We start from the raw sequence: 22718 nt of genomic DNA, 5'->3' as shown, positions 1-22718 counted from the left end.
TCAATTATTTCAGTTCAGTTGTCCAGCTTGCGTACGTCCACTTTTACAGTCAGTGTGCCTGCTCCACCGCGATATACCCCTTTTACAGGTACTATATCTTTATAATCCCGTCCATGACCCAGCTTGATATAACGCCAGTTCACTTCAACATTATTCGTCGGATCAAAACCAAGCCAGCCCGTACCCGGAATATGGGTCTCCACCCAAGCATGTGAAGCCTGCTCGAAATTAGCATTGCTGCTCTGTAGATCACCGACAAAATGATATCCACTAACATATCTTGAAGGCAGACCCACACTGCGGCAGACAGCGATCATAAGATGAGCATAATCCTGACAGACCCCCCGCTTGAGCTTGAGGGCTTTTTTTACCGTTGTATTTACGCTTGTTGCCTCAGGATCATAGGTGAACTGTTCATAAATCGTCGAAGATAACTTCAGAATCCATTCATACATATCCTTAGCTTCACTAAAAGGGTACTGGGAAGCGAACTCCACTAATTCAGGAGTCACCTCGGTATAACGGGTCGGCAAAATAAACTCAATATAACGGTTCTGAAACTTTTCATCATTTAATAGTTTAACTTGCTCTTCAAGGCTGGTTCGCGGAAGATCGGTACCCTGGGCTTTATCCAGCGTTACTACAGTAGCTTTAGTATGGATTACCATTTCCGTATGTGGCTTATTAACCGAATAGGCATGCACCCGATTACCGAAGAAATCCTCATACGTTAATAGATTAGCTGCCGGAGATACTTCAACCTCATGGTGATAACAGGATTGCCGATAGTTGGTGCGTGGGGTAAGCCTGATTTCATTGACACTGTCCGTAACCGGCTCTGGATAACTGTATGTGGTGGTGTGATTGATTTGAATCTTCATACAGATACTCCTTCTCGCCGAAAAAAGGCGCCCTCCATCGTTTTGCCCAGTCTCTGGCAAGATATTACGAGTGATTGCAGCACATCTTCCACCAGTTCACCGGACATTTCCTCTTTCTCCATATAATCCAGCTCTGCCTTCAGCTTTCCTGCTTGACGGATGACCTTCTCATGACCTGAGCCTTTTTCTGAGGAATCTAATTCAAGTCTAGCTAAATGCTCTTCCAGCTGGTGAAAAGAAAAGCGGATCGAACGTGGAAATTTGGGATTTGCGATCAAAAAATCTAAAATGCTCTCCGGTGACATAGCATCTGCATAATAACGGCGAAACGCCTGATAACCACTTACCGATTTTAGCACAGCCTGTAACTGAATATAAATTGCATTAAGCTCTTTAAAACGGCAAGAGACAATAACTGCCTGCAAAATACGCGTCGTATTCTCTGCACGTTCCAGAAAACGGCCGCTCTCTATAAAATGCCATTCATTTCCCCTAAGCATTACGGATTGTTCTGCTCCTAGAAACATAGCCGCACGTTCCTTCACCTGCTGGTAGAAATGATGTGGGCCACTCATAATATCAGCGACTGACCGCTCCCCAAGCCATAGATTAAAGCTGTTGACGATATCCCATAGCTCACTTGGAAGATGCTGACGCAGTGTGCGAAGATTATTTCTAGCATGATGTACGCAAGAGAATAATGAATTCGAATTGCCTAAATCGAGTGTAATAAAGGATAACACGTCCTGTTCAGAAAAGGTTTCGAACTGCTGCAAATATTCACTTCGAACTCCTAATGCATCGATAAGCCTCGACCATTTATGTCCTTCTTCCTGAAAATCCTCTTCCTGCTGGATATGATAATGTACATTGATTAGCCGCGCATGATTCTCTGCCCTTTCAATATATCGGCCGATCCAGAATAAAGCCTCCGCATTTCGATTCAGCATCTTTAGCCACTCCTTTATCCTCCAAATTGATGCTGCATATTTTTGATTCACAATCAAGGCTTACAAGATAATAGATCAAGCCATAACCCAAGTATCCTTTACGCCACCGCCTTGCGAGGAATTCACAACCAGTGAACCTTCTTTCATAGCCACTCGTGTTAATCCACCAGGTATGACATGCGGCTTCCGGTCTGCGCCCATTAATACAAAAGCCCGAAGATCGATATGCCGGGGTGCCATAGTGCCTCCCGACAATACTGGCGCTCTGGACAAGGACATAATTGGCTGTGCCACATACCGGTCCGGATCGGCAATGATTTTCATTCGGAACTCCGCTAATTCTTCTTTGGTCGCCTCACTTCCGATCAACATCCCATATCCTCCGGATAATGAGGTTTCTTTAACAACCATTTCGGATAGGTTCTCAAGAACATACAGGCGTTCATCGGGTCGGGACAACAAATACGTCGGCACATTACCAAGGATCGGCTCTTCATTCAGATAATAACGAATCATATCCGGTACATAGACATACATCGCTTTATCATCTGCAACACCGGTTCCCGGCGCATTAGCAATCGCTATGTTGCCTGCCCTATACGCATTCATAAGTCCTGCCACACCCAATAAAGAATCAGGTTGAAAGGCTAGCGGATCAATGTAATCATCATCCAACCGACGATACAGCACATCCACGCGACGCAGTCCGTTCATTTCTTTCAAATATATTTTGTGATCCTTTGTTACCAAATCTCGTCCTTCGACCAAATGTATACCCATCTGCTGTGCCAAAAAAGCATGTTCATAATATGCAGAATTGTATTCTCCAGGCGTTAGGAGTGCTATAACCGGATCTGACCTTCTTGAAGGAGATAGACTACGAAGCACGGATAAGAAGCGATTTAAGCTATGATCTACATCTCGGATGGAGCTGGCAAAGGACAATTCAGGAAACAATTGATTCATAAGAGTTCTGCCTTTAAAAAGATAGGAAAAGCCGGAGGGTGTTCGCAGGTTGTCTTCAAGTACATAATAATGCCCATCGTGGTGGCGGATCAGATCGATTCCTGAGGTGGTGATATAAGCTCCACCGGGCACTCGCAGACCTGACATTTCTGGCCGGAAGTAACAGTTGGAAATAATCATACGCCTAGGGACGATGCCATCTTTAACAATGTATTGCTCATGGTAAATGTCATGAATGAATAAATTCAAAGCTGTGATACGCTGAATAATTCCAGCTTCTAGCCTCTCCCACTCATTCTTAGGGATAATACGTGGAATCATATCGAAGGGGATCGTTCGCTCCATAGGATGATCCTGAGCCGGGTTATAAAGCGTAAAGGTAATTCCTTCTTCCATCATCCTACGCTGCATTAAATTTTGCTTCCCTTGCAGCTCTTCGGAGCTCATTCCGGAAAACATGCGATTCACATGTCTGTAGTGCGGCCGGACATTCCTCTTATCAGCATACATTTCATCGAAAAAATGCTGTAATGGATACGGAGACAGACCTGGCAGAGGATCTAATTTGGACATGAGCCCGACTCCTTTCGATAGATGTAATCTTTATTAACAACTTATACTTCCATTTCAGAAAACACCCATGAAAATATTGGTTTATATTCTCATAATACGTAAATCCACTCGTTCATGTCAACATATATAACAGAGAAATGTGATTCCGGAGATATTTGTATTTTTTGGAATCGCTTCCTTTCTCTCTTATATAGGTTGCCGGAGATGAAATGTAGATTCATCATTGAATTGTATGCAGGAAGTGTGACAAGCATTACTGTTATGAATTTTTCATATAATGTATTTTTTATATAGTTGCCTGAGGATGTGGATTCATTGAGTATGGTATAATTTGTTGCGATGGGAGAGTGACCTATGGAGCACAAATGTACTATGTCAATTGAGCAGGAAGAGACTAGGCGGAATCACATTTATCTGTTATTTGGCCTGTCTGAAGCGGGATCAATGAAGGTAGCCCTTAGTCATCTGGGTTGTCGTCATTTAATACGAGTACTTTCATTTAATGAGATGTTCTCTGCTGGACCGTTGCGTGGATTACATAATAATGAAGGCTATCATACCCGTGAGTTATGGTTTCAGGAACGATTTCCGGATCAGGGTTATCATTTAAATCCCCAGCATAAACTGGCAGCCATGATTCAGACCTTAAAAGAAATTCCCGAGGACAAAAAAATCACTATTTGGTGCGGAGATAACTCCCATGATCAAACGGGTTTACGATTTGCACTTTCTATTCTTAGTGAGAGGACGCAACCTATTCATGTTATTGATCCAGTCAAGGCTTATAGGGAGATTGCTGCTCCATTTGAAATCGGCTTATATCCCAGAGCACTTAGTCAGCTCCCAAATGAAGTTCTGCAAAAAATTATAAAAATTACCGAAAACACACCCCCTATCACCTCCGCTCAAAGAAAACAGTATGAACTAGAATGGCAAAAAATCAGCAACACCGAGGATATGCTTAGAGTTTGGGCTGAGGGCCAGCTTATGAATGTTCCCGAGAGTTACTATGACGAAGAAATTCTTTCTTTAATTCTGCAACTTCAACAGTGTGAGGAAAGAGATGGCTACGTAAATGCAGGTCTAGTTGTAGGCACAATTATAGGGCAATGGAATTTGTATCTCAGTACCTCATTCATAGAATATCGCTTCTGGAGGCTAATTAGTGAGGGAAAGCTGTTATTTAAAGGGATCCCTTACGCGATGCATTTATACTTTCTAAAAGTCGCTTAGCAGTTGCTACAAAATGACGGACAAACCCTTTATAAAAAAGAAAAGGAATGCCCTCCTAACTAAATATAGCTTCGAGGGCATTCCTTGTAAATATGACTTCTTTATGATTATATTGTGCTGTTGATTACACTTGCTCTTCCGATTCTTCTGACTCTTCTTCCTCGGCAATTAATCCGGCAAAAAGAGCATGTACGAACTGCTGCGAATCAAATGGCTGCAAGTCTTCCATTTTTTCTCCAAGACCTACAAACTTCACCGGCAAATTCATTTCCTGACGAATCGCTACAACGATTCCGCCTTTAGCCGTACCGTCCAGCTTCGTCAAGACCAAGCCAGTGACGCCACTCTTTTCACCAAATAACTTGGCTTGTGTAAGTGCATTTTGACCCGTCGTAGCATCTAGCACCATCAGTACCTCATGTGGAGCACTTGGGATTTCTCTTTGAATGACGCGGAAGATTTTGTTGAGCTCTTCCATCAGATTGCTTTTATTCTGCAGTCTGCCAGCAGTATCGCAGATTAAGATATCCACGTTGCGTTGCTTTGCCGCTTGGACCGCATCGTACATTACAGCCGCCGGGTCAGAGCCTGCTTGTTGTTTAATGACATCTACGCCTGCGCGTTGGCCCCAAACCTCAAGCTGCTCAATCGCTCCGGCACGGAACGTATCCCCTGCAGCCAAAAGAACTTTTTTACCTTCTTGTTTGTAACGATGAGCCAGCTTGCCGATGGTAGTCGTCTTGCCCACGCCATTGACCCCAACGAACAAAATAACCGTAATTCCATTCGGATTTTCCTTCAGGCTGTTATCATCATCTCCACGCAGCAGCTCCATAAGCTTACGGGACAAAATCGGCTTCAGCTCGGCAGCATCTTCAATCCGATTTTGCTTCACTTCGGCACGCAAATCCTCGACAAGGGTCATAACAGTGTTTACACCCACGTCTGCACCAATCAAAATCTCTTCCAGCTCTTCGTAGAACTCTTCATCTATCTTTTTGCGGCGGATGATAAGGTCGGAGACCTTCTCTACAAAACCTTTACGGGTTTTCTCTAATCCGTCGCGGAATTGTTTCGTTACACTTTCCGTTTTGCCGGAAATGCTTTCTTTTAATTTTCTAAAAAAGCTCATTTGGTTCCTCCTAAAAGTTTCTCTTCTTTGATGAATTTAAGCAATCTCAGCTTCTTCATCCTCTAAACGTACTGAAACGAGCTTGGAGACACCGCCCTCTTCCATCGTTACTCCGTATAACACGTCCGCCTCTTCCATCGTTCCTTTGCGGTGCGTAACGACGATGAACTGAGTTTGTTCAGAGAACTCGCGTAAATACTGTGCAAAACGAACAACGTTCGCTTCATCGAGCGCAGCCTCGACCTCATCCAATACGCAGAACGGAACTGGCTTCACTTGTAAAATAGCAAACAATAACGCCATCGCAGTTAGAGCGCGTTCACCGCCAGATAAAAGCTGCAGATTTTGCAATTTTTTACCCGGTGGTTGGGCTACGATATCTATACCTGTTTCCAGCATATGTTCCGGATCCAGAAGCATGAGATCCGCTCGCCCGCCGCCGAACAGCTTTGAGAACACGGTCCCGAACTGTTTGCGGATCGCATCAAAGGTCTGTTTGAAACGTTTGGACATTTCATCTTCCATCTCGCGGATTACTTGATACAAGGTAGTCTTAGCTTCGACTAGATCATCTTTTTGTCCACTGAGGAACGTATACCGTTCATGGACCCGCTGATATTCTTCGATCGCCCCTAAGTTAACCTCTCCTAGCGCAGAAATACTGCGCTTCAAACGCTGTACATCGGCTTGTGCGGCAGGTACATCTTCAGGCACTGGATATCTCTGTTTTGCTAATTCATAACTTAGCTCGTAGTCATCACTCAGCTTGCGGAGAATATTATCCAGCTCCACATCGAGTCGACCGACAGAAACTTCAGTGGCACGCAGCTTGTCCTCGACTACTTTAAGGGCCTGACGTTGATCTTTAGTCTTGCCTTCCTCAAGTTCCAGCTTACGGGTTAACGCTGTACGCTCAGCACGCGCAAAATCCAAAGTTCCAGTCGTCTCTTCCTTCTTCAAGCGGTAACTGTTCAAATCTTCCTTCTGCTTCACAGCTTCCAAAGCATTGTTAGCCAGATCCTGTTCAATCGTATGTAACAGATTTCGATTCTGGCGCAGCTCCTTGTCCTGTGAACCCACATCTTGTCTTAGGCGACGTAACTGCTCCTCCAGGGAGAATATCTCCTGATCGAGCTTGCCTTCCGAGACTTTCATACTGGTCAACTTGCCTTGCAGCTCTTCCTTAGCTGATTCATTCGCTTTACGCGCTGATTCAGCGTTACGGATACCCTCATGGGCTTCCTTTTCTTCCTTTTCAAGGCGTTCAAGCTCAGCAGTGGCTTGCTTCCGCGTCTCTTCAAGCGCACGTACTTCATTCTCAAAGCCACTGCGTTCCGCACCTGTGCTCTCCACTTGCTCCTGCACATGCCGAAGCTCATGCTCGAGCTGCTTCAAATCACCGGAGACTCTTTGCTCTTCCAGTCTTTTCTCATCGCCATCACGGCGCAGGTCCTCCAGCTTCACGCTAGCGTTCTCCTGCTCCTCACGAAGTCTGGCAATGCCTTGCTTCAGCTTCACTATTTGACGTTCGCTTTCTTCAATCTCACTGCTTAATTGATCCAGCTGACGTTTGCGGCTAAGCAAGCTATTGTTCTTCTTATGCTGGCTACCCCCGGTCATTGAACCGCCGGCATTAACTACATCGCCTTCCAGGGTAACTACCCGATAACGATATTGGCATCTAGCGGCGATACGGTTCGCTTGCTCCAAGCTCTCCGCAATAACCACATTGCCGAGCAAACTGCCAATAATGCTAGTATATTTATCATCGTAACCAACAAGTTCGGAACCAATTCCAACAAATCCGTCAGCATCACCCACCATACCACGGTCACTGCCAGAAATCTGACGCGGCCGGATAACATCTAGCGGAAGAAAGGTAGCTCGTCCCAGCTGACGTTGCTTTAGAAATGATATCGCTTGGCGGGACACAGTCTCATTATCCATGACCACATGCTGAAGTGATGCGCCTAGAGCAGTCTCAATCGCCATTTCCAGCTTCTCCGGAACAGAGATCAGCTCCGCAACCGCACCATGCACACCGTTGAGCTGTCCTTTGCGCGCACCCTTGAGCACTTCTTTAACCCCAAGCATGAAGCCGTCGAAATCATCCTGCATCTCTTTCATGGTCTCATGACGAGAGACTTGCGCTTCCCGCTTCTGTTCCCATTTCCGAAGACCGGACTGTGTTTCTTCGATCAGCTTCTGACGTTTACTGAGCTGCTCACTTTCAGTGATATAAGCCCCGCGAAGATTGCTAAGCTCCTTCCCCAGCTGGGCAATCTTGTCCTTCAGCCCTTTCTGGTTGGCAGACAACTCTTCATGCCGGGCTGTCCATTTGCCGCTTTCTTCTTCACTGCGGCTCATACGACGTTCCAGATTCTCCTTTTGCTGATCCGCGTAACGAATTTCGTTACGTGCATTCGCCATAAGGTTCATTAGCTCCAAAAGAGCACTTTTGAGCTTTTCTTCCTGGCTCTGGCTAATCCCGTCTGCCACACCTTCAAGCCTTGTCTCTTCATCTTCGATCTGTTTCCGAAGATCCACAAGCTTAAGCCGCGATTGTTCAAGCTTAAGCTCCAGATCCACGACTTCACGCTGACGATCTGCAGAACGCTCGCCAACCGAACCTAACGTGAGCATTAACTGCTCACGATTACTTTCCAGATTGCGCTTGCGTTCCCTCAGCACTTCACCGTAACCTTCACTCTTCTCAAATGCTTCGCTATAACGCAGCAATTGCTCTTGCTGCTTCTCGATCTGTGCTTCGATTGTGCGCAATTCAGAGCGCCCGCTCTCCAGCTTGGCATCATGAGCCGAAACCACAGTAGACAGCTCCAGCTGCTCGTCCTTCAACGTTTCAAGCTTAGCGTTACCTTCCTGCCAAGCGGTATGAATGCCTTCAATCTGGTGTACGTATACTGAAATTTCCTGATGTTTTAATTGTTCGCGAAGTTCCTTAAAGCGGATAGCTTTCTCGGACTGATCCTTAAGTGGCCCAATCTGATCCTCAAGCTCACTGATCAAATCATGAATACGAAGCAGGTTCTGCTCGGTATCATCCAGCTTTCGACTTGCGTCTTTCTTGCGCGATTTATATTTTACAATACCTGATGCTTCTTCAAAGATGCCTCGCCGATCTTCGGAACGAGTACTTAGAATTTCTTCAATCCTACCCTGCCCGATAATCGAATACGCTTCGCGTCCGATACCGGTATCCATAAACAGCTCTGTGATATCCTTCAGACGGCAGGATTGCTTATTAATTAAATATTCACTATCTCCACTGCGGTGGACTCTCCGAGTCACTGTAACTTCGCTGAAATCCAGCGGAAGTGTGTGATCTTCATTATCAAGCGTAAGTGAAACTTCGCCATAATTCACGGCTTTACGCGCATCACTTCCAGCAAAAATGATATCCTCCATCTTGCCGCCACGCAGTGATTTAGCACTCTGTTCGCCGAGTACCCAGCGTATGCCGTCAGAAATATTGCTTTTGCCGCTTCCGTTCGGGCCAACTACAGCCGTTATACCGCGCACAAACTCCATTTCTGTTTTGTCGGCAAATGATTTAAAACCAGCTAATTCTATCCGTTTCAAAAACATACTTGCCAATCACCTCTGACCCATTATACCATAGCGTTTGTACCCTAAAAAACCATTAAGATGTACCTTATCCTTTGTAACGCGGAACATATAAGTTCTTATATTGTCGAAAAAGAGCAGCAACGGTCTGAGCTCCGCCTAAACGCCGGTATTCAGACCTTTGCTGCTCTCCTCCGCTTGTCCCCTTGATGCAAAACTCAGGCACCGTCCTCTTTCAGATGCAAAAGTGCTGCTGCTGCAGCCTGCTGCTCTGCTTCCTTCTTGGACCGGCCGCTTCCTTTACCAAGTGAACGGTTAGCCATATACACCTCTGAGACGAATTCACGCTCATGTGCAGGTCCCCGTTCTTCTATAATTCGATATTCCAATGTACCCATATTGTGCTGCTGAATTAGCTCTTGCAGTTCCGTCTTATAATCGGTCATCTGCATTTGCAATTTCCCATCCGTCTCCACGAGAGGAAATACGTGATTATCAAGAAAACTCCGCACTGTTTCCAGTCCTTGGTCGAGATAAAGCGCTCCCACGAAGGATTCGAATACATCAGCCAGCAGGGCCGGGCGAGTACGTCCGCCCGTAAGTTCTTCCCCTTTGCCCAATAGTACATAACGGCCAAAACCTAAACTCTCCGCAAACTTGACCAGTGAAGGCTCGCATACAATAGCGGCCCGCAGCTTGGTCAACTCTCCCTCAGGTCGGTCTGGCAATAGATTGTACAAATATTCAGAAACCGTTAACTCCAGAACTGCATCCCCAAGAAATTCGAGACGCTCATTGTCCTGATGCTGATTGAAACGGTGTTCATTCACATAGGATGCATGGGTAAAGGCCTGCTTCAGAAGCACAGAATCGTGAAATTGGATTTGAAGTTGCTGTTGTAACTGCTTCAGTTCTCCTTTCACCGCACTGTCCCCTTACTAATTATATTTTTTTAGAATAACTGTTGCGTTATGTCCCCCGAAGCCGAACGAATTCGACATTACAATATCAAGATCAGCTTTACGTGGCACATTTGGTACATAATCCAGATCACATTCCGGGTCTTGGTTGTCCAAATTAATCGTTGGCGCAATCATCCCTTTTTGCAAAGAAAGGCCACAGATAATAGCTTCTACTCCACCAGCAGCACCCAGAAGGTGACCTGTCATGGATTTCGTCGAACTAATTGCCACTTTATAGGCATGGTCACCCAATGCTTTTTTAACAGCAGCAGTCTCTGATCTATCTCCTACAGGCGTTGAAGTACCATGAGCATTGATGTAATCAATATCTTCAGGAGAGATACCAGCATCCCGGATTGCCATCTTCATGCAGCGAGCTGCACCATCTGGATCAGGCTCAGTCATATGATGAGCATCTGCGCTTAGACCATAACCGATAACCTCAGCATAGATCTTCGCTCCACGTTTCTCAGCATGTTCGAGTGATTCCAGAATAAGAATCCCGGCACCTTCACCCATAACAAAACCATCGCGATCCACATCAAACGGACGACTTGCCTTCTCAGGCTCATCATTGCGAGTGGACATTGCTCTCATAGCACAAAAACCAGCCATACCTGTTGGACGAATGGTCGCTTCGGAACCACCGCAGATCATTGCATCTGCGTCTCCACGTTGAATCAAGCGGAAGGATTCCCCAATGGAGTGACTTCCTGTAGCACAAGCAGTTACTGTCGTCGTATTAGGACCCTTTGCACCAAGGTTAATGGACAACTGCCCAGAACCCATGTTAGCGATCATCATCGGAATGAAGAACGGACTAACCCGCTTCGGTCCTTTTTCAAGCAACAAGTTATGATTGTCTTCCCAAGTTCCAAGACCACCAATACCTGATCCTACAGATACACCTATTCTTTCGGCATCAATATCTTCACCGATCTTAAGTCCGCTATCTCGCAATGCGTCCTCACCGGCAGCCACTGCAAATTGTACAAAACGGTCCATTTTGCGGGCTTCCTTACGACCAAAAAGTGCCTCTGGATCGAAATCTTTAACAGAGGATGCTATTTGCGTAGTATACTCACTGACATCAAAGGTCTCAACCTGTGATACACCGGATTTGCCGCTCATAAGATTATCCCAGAACGTCTCCAAATCTTTGCCCAATGATGTAACTACGCCCATCCCGGTAACAACCACTCTATGACTCAAACACAATCACCCCATCTATAGGTTGTATACATTATATTCAGAACTTATATACTTTCTGTTGCTACTATATGAACAGCGATAACCGCATCAATAACCAACCTGCGGTTCTGTTATATCCCTTATTTAGTTGCTCAAGGCAACCTTTGATTCATCTTTAATGCTCTATAAATGAGGAGAAGTCCCGCCCTAGCAGGAACGGGACTCTCAATCATATGACTCTAGGTATGAGATTGTATGTACTTCACAACTTCACCCACGGTCGTAATCGTCTCTGCATCTTCATCAGAGATTTCCATATCGAATTCATCTTCCAATTCCATAACCAATTCTACTACATCAAGAGAATCAGCACCTAAATCATCTTTGAAAGACGCTTCTAATGTTACCTCAGCTTCATCGGCACCTAAGCGGTCGATGACAATGCGTTTTACACGCTCTAATACATCGGACATCCGGTTCACCTCCTCTTTTGGTATTATACGAGATATGAGTTCAAAATACCATAGAGCGTCAAAAACGCTTTCTTTATCCCTCACATTTCAGCATTAAAACAGTGTAATTTCTCCTTGACGGAGAGTTACATATACATCCCGCCATCCACGTGTAGTGTCTGGCCGGTCATATACGCAGCGCCTTCAGAGGCCAGGAAGACTACAGCCATAGCAATCTCTTCAGGACGCCCCAGACGAGCAAGTGGAATGCCCTTCTCAAGCTCACTGCGCACTTCCTCAGAGAGCTCACGCGTCATATCTGTATCAATGAAGCCAGGAGCGATACAGTTCACCGTGATCCCCCGTGAGGAAAGCTCACGAGCCGATGCCTTCGTTAAACCGATGACACCTGCCTTAGCTGCGGAGTAATTAGCTTGTCCAGGATTTCCTGTTACACCTACTACGGAAGAAATATTGATAATTCGCCCGTAGCGTTGCTTCATCATAGGGCGTGTAGCTGCCTTTAGGCAGTTAAACACCCCTTTTAGATTCGTTTCGATCACTTGATCGAACTCTTCTTCTTTCATGCGCATAATCAGGTTGTCTCTGGTAATGCCGGCATTATTGACAACAATGTCAATACGTCCCCAGGTATTCAGAACCTCTTTGACAAGGTTCTCGGCCTGTTCACTATTGCCGACATCGCCACGAAGGGCAATACCCTCCGAGCCAAGCTCGACAATCCGAGCTACGGTCTCTTGTGCGGCTGCTTCACTGCCCGCATAGTTCACGGCCACCTTCACGCCATGTTCCGCGAGAGCAAGTGCAATACTGCGGCCGATGCCGCGAGAGCCACCAGTTACAAGGGCCGTTTGACCCCGCAATGCTGAGAACATCATTTATTCCCCTTTCGATCATATTGCTATTGATAAACAATGTTTGAACGTATCTTACAAGACAGCTTGCACACTTTCAAGTGTGTTAATGTTGATTACTTTGACCGTTTTGTCTATTTTGCGGATCAGACCTGCCAGAACACTGCCAGAACCAATTTCCACAAAAGTATCCACACCATCAGCAATCAGCCATTCAATACTGTCTTGCCAGAGCACAGGGGAGTACACCTGGCGAACAAGCAGTTCACGGATTTCTTCAGGATCCGTTACAGGTGCTGCGGTAACATTGACAATAACAGGTACAGCCGGAGCATTAAAAGTAACACTCTTCAGCTCGTCTGCCAAGCGGTCTGCCGCAGCCTTCATCATCGAAGAGTGAAAAGGTCCACTTACTTCCAGCGGAATAGCCCGCTTTCCGCCTGCTTCCTTAACACGCTGCACAACACCGTTAACCCCGGCTTGTGAACCAGAAACAACAATCTGTCCCGGGCAGTTCACATTCGCCAGTTCTACCACGCCGCTCTCCTCGGATACGCTCCGGCATAATTCTGCCAGAGCATCCCGCTCCGCACCAAGCACTGCAGCCATAGCTCCCTGTCCACCTGGAACAGCTTCCTCCATAAAACGACCGCGTAAACGCACGAGTCTTACAGCATCTTCATAGGACAATACGCCTGCCGCAACCAGTGCGCTGTATTCTCCTAGGCTATGACCAGCTACATAATCCGGCTTCATCCCTTGATCACGTAATGCTTCCAGATAAGCCACGCTTGCTGTTAGCAGAGCCGGTTGCGTATTTACGGTCTGTTTCAAATCACTGTCAGGTCCTTCAAAAATCAGCTGGCTCAGTGGAAATCCGAGCACCTCATCACCTTTTTCGAATACCGCGCGGCTGTGCGGAAGAGCTTCATATACATCTCTACCCATTCCAACTGCCTGTGCACCCTGACCGGGAAAGACAAATGCGATTTTACTCATAAGTAAGAACTCCTTCCTCTATTACCAGATCAATACGGACGCGCCCCAAGTCAAGCCACCGCCGAATCCAACCATCAGAACCGTGTCGCCTTCCTTCATGCGTCCTTCTTCCGCCGCTTCAACTAGAGCTAGAGGAATAGAAGCTGCTGATGTATTAGCATATTTATCAACATTGATTACACATTTCTCCGGTGGCAGGTCAAGCCGCTGCATAGCGGATTGAATGATACGAATATTCGCTTGATGCGGTACGAACAAATCAATATCTTCTTTACCTAATCCGGCTTTAGTAAGCACACGTTCTGTAGCTGAGCCCATAACACGAACGGCAAACTTAAACACTTCACGGCCATTCATATAGATGAAATGTTTCTTGTCTTCAACCGTCTGCTGAGATGCAGGCAAGCGCGAACCCCCAGCTTCCAGCTTAAGCAAGTTTCCTCCAGAACCTTCAGCACCCAGATCGAAGGATTGGAAACCGCGTCCCTCTGGAACTTCACCGATGATTACTGCTCCTGCCCCATCGCCAAACAGTACACAGGTGTTACGATCCGTATAATCAGTGATGCGGGATAAAGTGTCCGCACCAATTATGAGTGCATTATTGTACATTCCGTTCTGAATAAAGCCAACCGCAGTAGCTAGGCTGTATACAAAACCAGAGCAGGCTGCTGACAAGTCAAATGCCGCAGCACCTTTTGCTCCAAGTTTATCCTGCAAAATGCAGGCTGTGGAAGGAAAGGAGCTATCAGGGGTTACCGTTGCAATAATAATAAGATCCAGATCTTCGGCTTTCATGCCTGCAGAATCCAAAGCTTTAAGTGCAGCTTCATAGGCTAAATCAGAAGTTGCCTCATGTGGTGCAGCGATATGTCTTTCACGGATCCCTGTCCGACTGACGATCCATTCATCGTTAGTCTCCACTATTTTTTCTAGATCACTGTTTGTTAAAATTTTCTCAGGTACATATTTACCCGTACCGATAATCCCAACCGGCCGCAACTGTTTCATTTCGTCACTCACTTCCCGCTAATTTCCTTGGATATACTTGGCACAAGATCGGCTTGCAGAGCAATCCGCGCTTGTCTTACTGCATTTTTAACCGCATTTCCGTCTGAAGATCCGTGCCCCTTAACTACCAATCCGCTAAGACCAAGCAGCGGTGCACCGCCATGCTCTTTATAATCCATCTTGCCCTTCAGGGCTCTAAGCTCCGGCATCAGCATAGCCGCTCCAAGTTTAGTCTTCAGAGAACGGCTGAATTGCTCCTTCAGTAAAGAGAACAATGCACCCGCTGTACCCTCAAGCGACTTCAACAGGATATTACCAGCAAATCCATCGCAGACAAGCACATCGCAGTTTCCTGTCAGTACGTCGCGTGCCTCAACATTACCGATAAAATGAATGCCCGGCAAGTTCTCCAGCAGTGGATAGGCTTCTTTGGTCAGTTCGTTGCCTTTCCCAGGCTCCGTCCCTACATTTAGAAGTCCAACCCGCGGCTTAGCAATGCCATGCACTTTATTCCGATAAATGCTGCCCATCAGCGCATATTGCACCAGATGTTCAGGCTTCGCATCCATGTTAGCGCCAAGATCAAGCGCAAGCACGCCAACATCATCCAGCGTCGGAATCATAGGTGCCAGCGCCGGACGTTCAATCCCCTGCATACGGCCTACTACAAGTAACCCTGTAGTCATAAGCGCCCCCGTGTTACCTGACGAAATCATAGCATCTGCTTCGCCCTCACGCACCATACGTCCAGCTACAACCATGGATGAATCTTTTTTGCGGCGAACCGCCTTAACCGGCTCTTCATCAGAACCAATAACATCTCCTGCATGCCGCACACTCAGGTTGGACGGCTTGTCCTTCAGCAGTGGCTCTAGTCTGGCTTCGTCACCTACGAGCACAATCTGCGTATCTTTCCATTCCGCGGCCGCGGACAACGCCCCCTCGACATTACATTCAGGAGCGTTGTCCCCGCCCATGGCATCAATGGCGATCAGCACTACGGTTACCCCCTTCACTATACTCTTCATTAGCGGAACGATACACTATAAAGTGGCCTTGAAATACCAATTCTTCTCCGACATAGGTGAATACGTCCACCTCTGCTTTGCCGCCTCTGCCTGCAAGTGACCGCACTTGAGCTTTAGCAATGCACTTCTCACCAAGCAGAACCATACGAACAAATCGTATGTCGGCTGAAGCAGTCAAGGCAATTTCATCGTTAATCACAGCAACCGCAAGCGAATTGGCTTGAGCAAACACGTAGTGGCCACGGGCGATCCCATTTCTGGAAAAGACATGATCCTCACGAATTTCAAAGATCGAAATCCCGCTCTTATCGAGCTGTAAATCGACAATATCTCCGATCACTTCATCCGCAGGCAAAGAGCGCACCTGATCATAGGAATGCTCTGCCATTTGTTTCATTCTTTCACGCAGTTCTGGTATTCCCAGCTCCATCCGGTCTAACCGAATCGTCTGAATGCTCACCTTCAGCTGACGAGTCAACTCCCGATCAGTTACAAAAGGATTGCCTGCAATTATATGTAGCAGCTGTTGCTGACGTTCTTTCTTGGACATCCGCTCGATAGCGGCTCACCTCCTGGCACATGCCAAGCGTAAACGCCTTCGGCGCCCTAATAAGGACGGTAAGCGTTTAAGCGAGAAATATAAGACATAAAGTATAGGTGCATAACTTATACTTCCTTATATTTTAAAGAAAGCATCCGGCCGCTTGAATGGCCGCTGTTATATTAGGTCAAACAATCATAAATATTATTTAGAACCAGGTACTAATATGTAGTATAAAGCATGCCGCACCAAAAATAAAGCATTGACTTCTGAGCGGAACATAAAGTATAGCTGCAAACCTTATCTTTATTAAATTTGGACAAAAAAATAGTACCTCACCGAAGTGAAGTACTACTTATTTTTGAAACTATTGTTTGATGATTTCTCTTGCTTTGTAAGTTCCGCAAACTTTGCATACGTGGTGAGCTAGTTTCAACTCTCCGCATTGTTCACATTTCACCATGCCCGGCACAACCAACTTAAAGTGGGTGCGACGTTTGTCACGGCGTGTTTTAGACGTTCTACGTTGTGGTACTGCCATGTGTTCCACCTCCTCGTGATATTTCTGTCAGCCTGCTCCTCAGAGCAGGATGTGTTTTGTTGTAATGTTTCATTTGAAAAAGTCTTTCAACCCAGCGAGTCGAGGATCGATCACTGTGTTGTCGCAACTGCAGGTGCCTTCGTTCAAGTTCTGTCCGCATTTCTGACAAAGACCAAGACAGTCTGCCTTGCACAATACCGAATCCGGTAAGTGCAGTACGAAATTTTCTTCCACATACGGGATAAGATCCACAACCTCATCCTTGACGTAAATGAGATCCTCATCTTCGTCATCATCTGGAAGAACTGGCTGCTTAAGCCACTTGAAAGTCTCAGCAAAAGGAATGTTCAAATCACTTTTGACCTCCGTGAGACAACGTGAACATAACATGTCCACATCTCCACTCAGTTTCCCCACCACGTTCACACAATCGGTTCCCGCGGGCAGCGCTTTAAGGTCTACTGAGAGCGGAGCAACAGTTAGAATATCCTTGCGCCCTTTGACTACCTCGCTGACATCCACAACATCGTGAATATGTAACGGTTCGTCGGCATTCGCTAATTTGCGAAAGTGAATCTGCATACTTATCACTCCCAAACAAACAAAATTTATTATACCTAGTATTCTATACCTTTGTCAACCATTTTCCCTTTATATTGTTTCAGAAAATGCGGTGAATTATGATATAACTATTAGTGTAAATCAAAAGATCAGCTTGTGCTAACAGTATCTCTAGAAATCTACCCTACTAAACTCAATAAACATACCTTACTTATCGGAGGGAAGCCACAGTGACAACGGTTGGAATCATCGCAGAATACAATCCTTTACATAACGGACATGTGCATCACTTCACGGAAGCCAAAAGACTTTCCGGCGCAGAGCGCACCATCGTCGTCATGAGTGGTCCCTTTACCCAGCGCGGCGAGCCGGCGGCGGTAAGCAAGCAAGCCCGGACAGAGATGGCGCTGCATATGGGCGCCGACCTCGTCATTGAGCTGCCGGTGGCTTATGCCGTCCAGCCAGCCGAGTGGTTCGCGTTCGGAGCAGTTGCATTGCTGGAAGCGACCGGGGTCGTGGACAGCTTGTGCTTCGGCTCCGAAGCCGGCACTTTGGGCTCGCTGCTCCCGCTGGCCAGATATCTGGCTGAGGAAAGCAGCGAGCTTCAGAGCGAGATCCGCCGCCGCATGGCGCTCGGAGCGAGCTTCCCCGCCGCGTACAGCGCAGCGGCGGCGGTGGCCTTTGAAGGGACTCTCCCGGAAACGGAGAGTCCCGGAGATGCAGGCGAGCTGCTGCGCCAGCCGAATAACAGCCTTGGCCTGCATTATCTTATCGCCTTGCAGCGGCTGCACAGCAAGATAATGCCACTAACCATTCCGCGCACAGCAGCAGGCTTCCATGACCCATTACAAGCCGACTCTTCTATTGCAAGTGCGACGGCCATCCGCAAGCTGCTGCAAGAAGGCGGATCTCCCGCTGCTTATATGCCGGATTATAGCGTGTCCATTTTGGAAAGAGAGCATGCAGCCGGAAGGGGCCCTCTGAGCTTGGAGAGCTTCAGTATCCCGCTCCGCCATCTGCTGACCACCCATACTGCTGCCGAGTTACACGCGATCCATGATATGAATGAAGGCTTGGAGAACCGAATACTGCGGCTTTTGCCTGAGTTGGAGCAATTCTCTGTTTCAGGCCTGCTTCACGCCCTTAAGAGCAAGCGCTACACGCATACACGGTTACAGCGTCTGCTGCTACATGTTCTGTTAAATCATTCTAAAAAAGAAATGACCCCTTCCATACTAGCAGAGGGGCCCGGATATATTCGCATTCTTGGTTTTAGAGAAAGTGGACGAGCACTGCTTAAAGAGATGAAACAAAAAGCTACGTTACCCATCGTCATGCGCCCGTCCCTTTGTTCCCATCCGCAGCTTGAGCGAGATCTTCAAGCCGCTTCCGCTTTCGCGGGAGCTTTTAAGGAACCCCGCAGACTCGATATGTACCGCGATTATTTGGAACCTCCGGTCATGGTTTGACCGGCAGTTCCTCCATATACTTCAGCGCCTCATCCAGCGTAGATACAGGCACCAGCTTCATAGATGTGCCGATTTTATCAGCTTTTGCTTTGGCTTCGTCATAATTCTTAACAGGCACGAAAAAAATCTCCGCCCCTTCTCGGTCCGCAGCCACGATCTTGTGTTTCACTCCACCGATAGCACCAACTACACCCTCAGCGTTAATCGTACCCGTCCCTGCAACTCTATGGCCTTTAGTTAAATCACCAGAAGTAAGGCGATTGTAAATTTCCATAGTGAACATTAGCCCTGCCGAAGGTCCGCCTACATTTGTATCTACAAAGCTGACAGCTTTCCCTGCTTCTTTTGGTTTTACTTTTTGAACGGCGGCAATAGTGACTCCAAATCCAGGTCGAACGGCTGCGCCCTCTTTATCCTTTATTTCAACCAGCGTCACTTGTTCTTTTACTTCCTTGCCATTTCTTTGCAAAACAACAGCGACTTGATCTCCGATTTTTTTAGAGGAGAGCAGTTTAGACAGTGCTTCAGGATCGGGCACTTTTTGTCCCTCTACGCTAATGATTTTATCACCCGGCAGAAATTGTCCTTTATTACTTTCTACAGGAACCGAAAAGACGTAGAGATAATCCACTACATCCTCATATGGAATTCCCGCCGCATGATAAGCGGCCTGAACAGAATAAGACTGTGAGCTATTCATATAAAAAACCTGCTCCGCAGCATATTCGTCTTCTGATTTATCCCCTAGCCGGGTTTCTTTTCGCACAACCTCTGAATTGGAATTAAAAGCAGAGGCGACCAATAAGGCCACATTAGCATAACTAGCAGACACCGTAGTCATCATAAACGTTCCTTCTTCAGCCGGATCGGCATTCTCCACCTTAATCATAGGGGCAACTTCAGATGCACTGCCTGGCTGATATACGATGTACGGGGTGTTCATAAAGACAAATACATACGCGATAACTACAAACGTAAACAGATAAGCTGTGGCGCGGAAACCCGGCCGATGCTTCAGTTGCTTCACTGCTCTTCCCTTCTTTCCCGCGGCACATTTAGGATATGAATGATCGAACTTCATTACCGCTTCGACTAGTGGTTTGGCATGATGGTTGTCTACTCTGCATAAATTGATAACACATCGTCCATGCCTTAAGTTATGAAGAGGTGATCTGAGAAATGAAAAATATTCAAATACGCCGACTAGCTACACGCTCCACACCATTTATACCCGGGATTATGGCAATCCTGACAGCCATTGCGATTATTATCTCACCGGAAAGCTCCTTTGAGGCTTCACTCCAAGGATTGAAGCTTTGGTGGACACTCGTGTTCCCTGCCCTGCTTCCCTTCCTGATGCTGTCAGAAATGCTTACTGCTTCGGGCTTCGTGCATGGTTTTGGAGTACTTCTGGAGCCATTAATGAAAAAGGTCTTTCGTCTGCCTGGTGCCAGCGGCTGGACCTTGGCACTCGGAATCACAGCCGGATTCCCCGGTGGAGCTGGAGGGGTCATGCAGCTACACAAGCAGAACAGCATCTCTGACAAGGAAGCCGCCCGACTTGCCGCACTTACACACTTCGCCAGCCCGGTAACCATGCTTATAGTAATTGGCATAGCTTTTCTACACAGTACTTCAGCAGGTTATTTCCTGCTGGCCATCCACTGGATCTCTGGACTTCTAGCCAGCTACACCGATGCTCTATTAAAGGGGCGGTCAGCGAACACGAAACCAGTTGATAAGATCTCCGCGGACACCAAACGGTCTTCTTTATATAGTCGCGTTCAGCTTGCAGCAACAGATGCCAGAGCAAAAGACGGACGCAGCTTCGGCAAGCTTCTCGGCGAGTCCGTCGCTAATGCCGTGCAAAGTCTGATGGTCGTGGGCGGTTACATGATTATGTTCGCTGTAGTCATCAATATCATCACTACTGTACTTCCCGCATTGCCAGCTGCTCTGCCAGCAAGCTTGCTGGAAATTCATTTAGGCGCCGACGCAATCAGCAAAGGGCTAGCGAGCATAGGAACAGGTCCCTCTAGTATGTTTGGGATAGCTTTGCTGTCTGCTGCACTGGGCTGGAGCGGACTCTGTGCGCAACTACAGGTGCTGACCATGCTCAAACAAGCCAGAGTCAGATTTCTACCCTACGCTACGGTTCGTCTGATGCATGGACTTTATGCTTTTCTGTTAACTTTATTGCTCTGGAAACCATTGCTGGTTATCCCTAAAGCTGCTTTACCAGCACTTGCAGACTCACGCCCGACTCCAAGCGGCACCCTTAATGTAACGGACATATGGAGCTCTTTTCCACAGCTGCTAAGTCTGCAAGCCCTTCTGCTCATCATCCTGTTGGGATTATCTGCTGGAACGTATCTAGTAAGTACTATTCGCCATCGGCTCGGTTAAATTTACGCTTCATCGCTTGTTCAACCTCAGGCGTCACAAAATCAGTCACATTCCCGCCGAAGTGGGCGATTTCTTTAACAACGCTGGAACTTAAGTAGGAATATTTCGGATTAGTCATCATAAAAATCGTTTCTGCATCGGGATCCAGGCTATGGTTGATCGATGCGTTTTGCAGCTCATATTCAAAGTCAGTAACGGTACGGATACCCCGAACAATGACTTGAGCATCTTTTTGACGAACATAATTCACTAACAGATCACGGAAGCTGTCAATTTCCACATTGGGAATATCAGCGGTCGCCTGTCTTAATAGCTCTGTCCGTTCATCAACAGTAAACAGCGGGTTTTTACTCAAATTATTAAGCACCGTTACAATCAAACGGTCGAATTGCTTGGATGCGCGCCGAATAATATCCATATGTCCCATAGTCACGGGATCAAAGGTACCTGGATAAATGGCAACACGTTCTTTTCTAATTTGCTGACTCATTCTCTACCTCCTCACCAGCTTCACTTTCCTCTGCAGGATTAGTTTCATACTGGTAAATAGAAATTGTCGTTTCTCCGTATACGGCCTGACGCAGCCTATAAAATCCTGGAATGTCTTCAGGATAGGCATAACTTGATTCATGCTCCAGAACAATAATTGCGTCCTCTTGCAGCATTCCTTTTTCGACCATCATAAGCATAAGCTCATCCCCGTGCTTCAAGCGATAGGGAGGATCTAAAAAGACCAAATCAAAAATTTTCCCCCGCTTCTCCAACGCACTTAGCGCTCTCCCAGCTTCATTACGATACACCTGCGCTTGTTCTTCCAGCTTAGTAGCCTTCAGATTGGCGCGTATCGTGTCGATACTTTTAGGATCCATATCAACAAATACGCCACTTTCCATCCCTCTGCTTAAGGCTTCGATCCCCAAACCCCCAGTACCGGCGAACAAATCCAGCACCACTCCACCTTCGAAATATGGGCCTATCATGCTAAATACAGCTTCCTTCACCTTATCGGTCGTAGGCCTTGTCCCACTTCCCGGAACACTCTTCAGTGGCCTTCCTTTTGCACTTCCCGATACCACTCTCACTGTTATTCACCCGCTCTATATCTCTGTTTGTTATGCCCAAAAGGGCATAAGTCCACGCCTATCGTAACACATTTGCGCGATGAAATAAAAAATTTGTCTAGATATGAAATAAGAAGGCGAAACAGCTTATTCAGAGAAATAAGTCATCTTAATGTATAAGATTGGACTTCCAGGGACATCATGTAATTATCGACACCACAAATGTCGTAGACAACCGCGGAGCAGGCTTACGTTTCCCCATAAGCTCTTCGTCCGGTTTCTCCTCTCCCATGAAAGGGGC

General features: G+C 46.8%; 21 protein-coding genes. 3 read left to right on the top strand and 18 right to left on the bottom strand.

From position 1 onward, the window contains the following. Positions 1-14 precede the first annotated feature (14 nt). The 3 genes from MHI25_RS13925 to MHI25_RS13915 all read right to left on the bottom strand — a co-directional run bounded on the left by MHI25_RS13925 (position 15) and on the right by MHI25_RS13915 (position 3370). Positions 15-881: a transglutaminase family protein gene (locus MHI25_RS13925; protein WP_340395545.1), complete on the bottom strand. Its 867-nt coding sequence runs from the start codon at positions 879-881 to the stop codon at positions 15-17. After that, entirely contained in the window at positions 878-1831 is a 954-nt protein-coding gene (locus tag MHI25_RS13920; RefSeq protein WP_340395544.1) for an alpha-E domain-containing protein, read from the bottom strand. Before MHI25_RS13920 ends, MHI25_RS13925 begins: the two co-directional genes overlap by 4 nt. Before the next feature lie 75 nt (positions 1832-1906). After that, complete coding sequence (locus tag MHI25_RS13915; protein WP_036686502.1) at positions 1907-3370, bottom strand: circularly permuted type 2 ATP-grasp protein; 1464 nt, start codon at positions 3368-3370, stop codon at positions 1907-1909. Between the two features lie 354 nt (positions 3371-3724). Here MHI25_RS13915 and MHI25_RS13910 point away from each other — a divergent pair, with 354 nt between their 5' ends. Continuing rightward, positions 3725-4603, top strand: coding sequence for a DUF1835 domain-containing protein (locus tag MHI25_RS13910; protein WP_340395543.1), 879 nt, complete (start codon positions 3725-3727; stop codon positions 4601-4603). 124 nt (positions 4604-4727) lie between these two features. On the opposite strand, the gene ftsY is transcribed toward MHI25_RS13910, so the two are convergent. The 12 genes from ftsY to MHI25_RS13850 all read right to left on the bottom strand — a co-directional run bounded on the left by ftsY (position 4728) and on the right by MHI25_RS13850 (position 17502). Continuing rightward, positions 4728-5735 carry a signal recognition particle-docking protein FtsY gene (gene ftsY, locus MHI25_RS13905; protein WP_036686498.1) on the bottom strand — a complete coding sequence of 336 codons (1008 nt, stop codon included), beginning with the start codon at positions 5733-5735 and terminating at the stop codon, positions 4728-4730. Between the two features lie 36 nt (positions 5736-5771). After that, positions 5772-9341: a chromosome segregation protein SMC gene (gene smc, locus MHI25_RS13900; protein WP_076126122.1), complete on the bottom strand. Its 3570-nt coding sequence runs from the start codon at positions 9339-9341 to the stop codon at positions 5772-5774. A 197-nt stretch (positions 9342-9538) separates the two neighbouring features. After that, positions 9539-10243 (bottom strand): ribonuclease III, encoded by a 705-nt coding sequence (gene rnc / locus MHI25_RS13895; RefSeq protein WP_038570606.1) that lies wholly within the window; start codon positions 10241-10243, stop codon positions 9539-9541. Between the two features lie 15 nt (positions 10244-10258). Further along, on the bottom strand, positions 10259-11494 hold the full coding sequence (gene fabF, locus MHI25_RS13890) for a beta-ketoacyl-ACP synthase II (protein ID WP_076101782.1): 1236 nt from the start codon (positions 11492-11494) through the stop codon (positions 10259-10261). Between the two features lie 218 nt (positions 11495-11712). After that, a complete protein-coding gene (locus MHI25_RS13885; protein WP_036686493.1) occupies positions 11713-11946 on the bottom strand; it encodes an acyl carrier protein in 234 nt (77 codons plus the stop codon). 125 nt (positions 11947-12071) lie between these two features. Continuing rightward, positions 12072-12821: a 3-oxoacyl-[acyl-carrier-protein] reductase gene (gene fabG / locus MHI25_RS13880; protein ID WP_036686492.1), complete on the bottom strand. Its 750-nt coding sequence runs from the start codon at positions 12819-12821 to the stop codon at positions 12072-12074. Positions 12822-12875: 54 nt separating this feature from the next. Beyond that, on the bottom strand, positions 12876-13799 hold the full coding sequence (fabD, locus tag MHI25_RS13875) for an ACP S-malonyltransferase (RefSeq protein WP_076138632.1): 924 nt from the start codon (positions 13797-13799) through the stop codon (positions 12876-12878). Between the two features lie 21 nt (positions 13800-13820). Further along, positions 13821-14810 carry a beta-ketoacyl-ACP synthase III gene (locus MHI25_RS13870; protein WP_139329841.1) on the bottom strand — a complete coding sequence of 330 codons (990 nt, stop codon included), beginning with the start codon at positions 14808-14810 and terminating at the stop codon, positions 13821-13823. Between the two features lie 8 nt (positions 14811-14818). Continuing rightward, entirely contained in the window at positions 14819-15808 is a 990-nt protein-coding gene (gene plsX, locus MHI25_RS13865; RefSeq protein WP_038570599.1) for a phosphate acyltransferase PlsX, read from the bottom strand. Then, the gene (gene fapR / locus MHI25_RS13860) at positions 15792-16388 is read right to left on the bottom strand and encodes a transcription factor FapR (RefSeq protein ID WP_036686484.1); all 597 of its coding nucleotides are present in this window, start codon (positions 16386-16388) and stop codon (positions 15792-15794) included. The genes plsX and fapR overlap by 17 nt, the downstream gene beginning before the upstream one ends. A gap of 358 nt (positions 16389-16746) precedes the next feature. Further along, a complete protein-coding gene (gene rpmF, locus MHI25_RS13855; protein WP_019911234.1) occupies positions 16747-16920 on the bottom strand; it encodes a 50S ribosomal protein L32 in 174 nt (57 codons plus the stop codon). Positions 16921-16989: 69 nt separating this feature from the next. Continuing rightward, positions 16990-17502: a DUF177 domain-containing protein gene (locus MHI25_RS13850; RefSeq protein WP_036686482.1), complete on the bottom strand. Its 513-nt coding sequence runs from the start codon at positions 17500-17502 to the stop codon at positions 16990-16992. Between the two features lie 209 nt (positions 17503-17711). On the opposite strand from MHI25_RS13850, the gene MHI25_RS13845 reads away from it, so the two are divergent. Beyond that, positions 17712-18950, top strand: a complete 1239-nt coding sequence (locus tag MHI25_RS13845) for a nucleotidyltransferase (RefSeq protein ID WP_340395542.1) — start codon at positions 17712-17714, stop codon at positions 18948-18950. Here MHI25_RS13845 and MHI25_RS13840 read toward each other — a convergent pair. Continuing rightward, positions 18940-19977, bottom strand: coding sequence for a SepM family pheromone-processing serine protease (locus MHI25_RS13840; RefSeq protein ID WP_076138636.1), 1038 nt, complete (start codon positions 19975-19977; stop codon positions 18940-18942). The two genes, MHI25_RS13845 and MHI25_RS13840, sit on opposite strands and share 11 nt — an antisense overlap. Positions 19978-20129: 152 nt before the next feature. On the opposite strand from MHI25_RS13840, the gene MHI25_RS13835 reads away from it, so the two are divergent. Further along, positions 20130-21356 (top strand): nucleoside recognition domain-containing protein, encoded by a 1227-nt coding sequence (locus tag MHI25_RS13835; RefSeq protein ID WP_340395541.1) that lies wholly within the window; start codon positions 20130-20132, stop codon positions 21354-21356. On the opposite strand, the gene coaD is transcribed toward MHI25_RS13835, so the two are convergent. Together coaD and rsmD are read right to left on the bottom strand one after the other, a co-directional pair. Further along, positions 21334-21846 carry a pantetheine-phosphate adenylyltransferase gene (gene coaD, locus MHI25_RS13830; RefSeq protein WP_076126111.1) on the bottom strand — a complete coding sequence of 171 codons (513 nt, stop codon included), beginning with the start codon at positions 21844-21846 and terminating at the stop codon, positions 21334-21336. The two genes, MHI25_RS13835 and coaD, sit on opposite strands and share 23 nt — an antisense overlap. Further along, positions 21830-22438, bottom strand: coding sequence for a 16S rRNA (guanine(966)-N(2))-methyltransferase RsmD (rsmD, locus tag MHI25_RS13825; RefSeq protein WP_076190033.1), 609 nt, complete (start codon positions 22436-22438; stop codon positions 21830-21832). The genes coaD and rsmD overlap by 17 nt, the downstream gene beginning before the upstream one ends. Between the last annotated feature and the right edge of the window lie 280 nt (positions 22439-22718).

The organism is Paenibacillus sp. FSL E2-0177, from assembly GCF_037992975.1.
GTDB classification, from domain to species: domain Bacteria; phylum Bacillota; class Bacilli; order Paenibacillales; family Paenibacillaceae; genus Paenibacillus_AQ; species Paenibacillus_AQ odorifer.
This window is presented reverse-complemented; position numbering and strand designations above follow the sequence as displayed.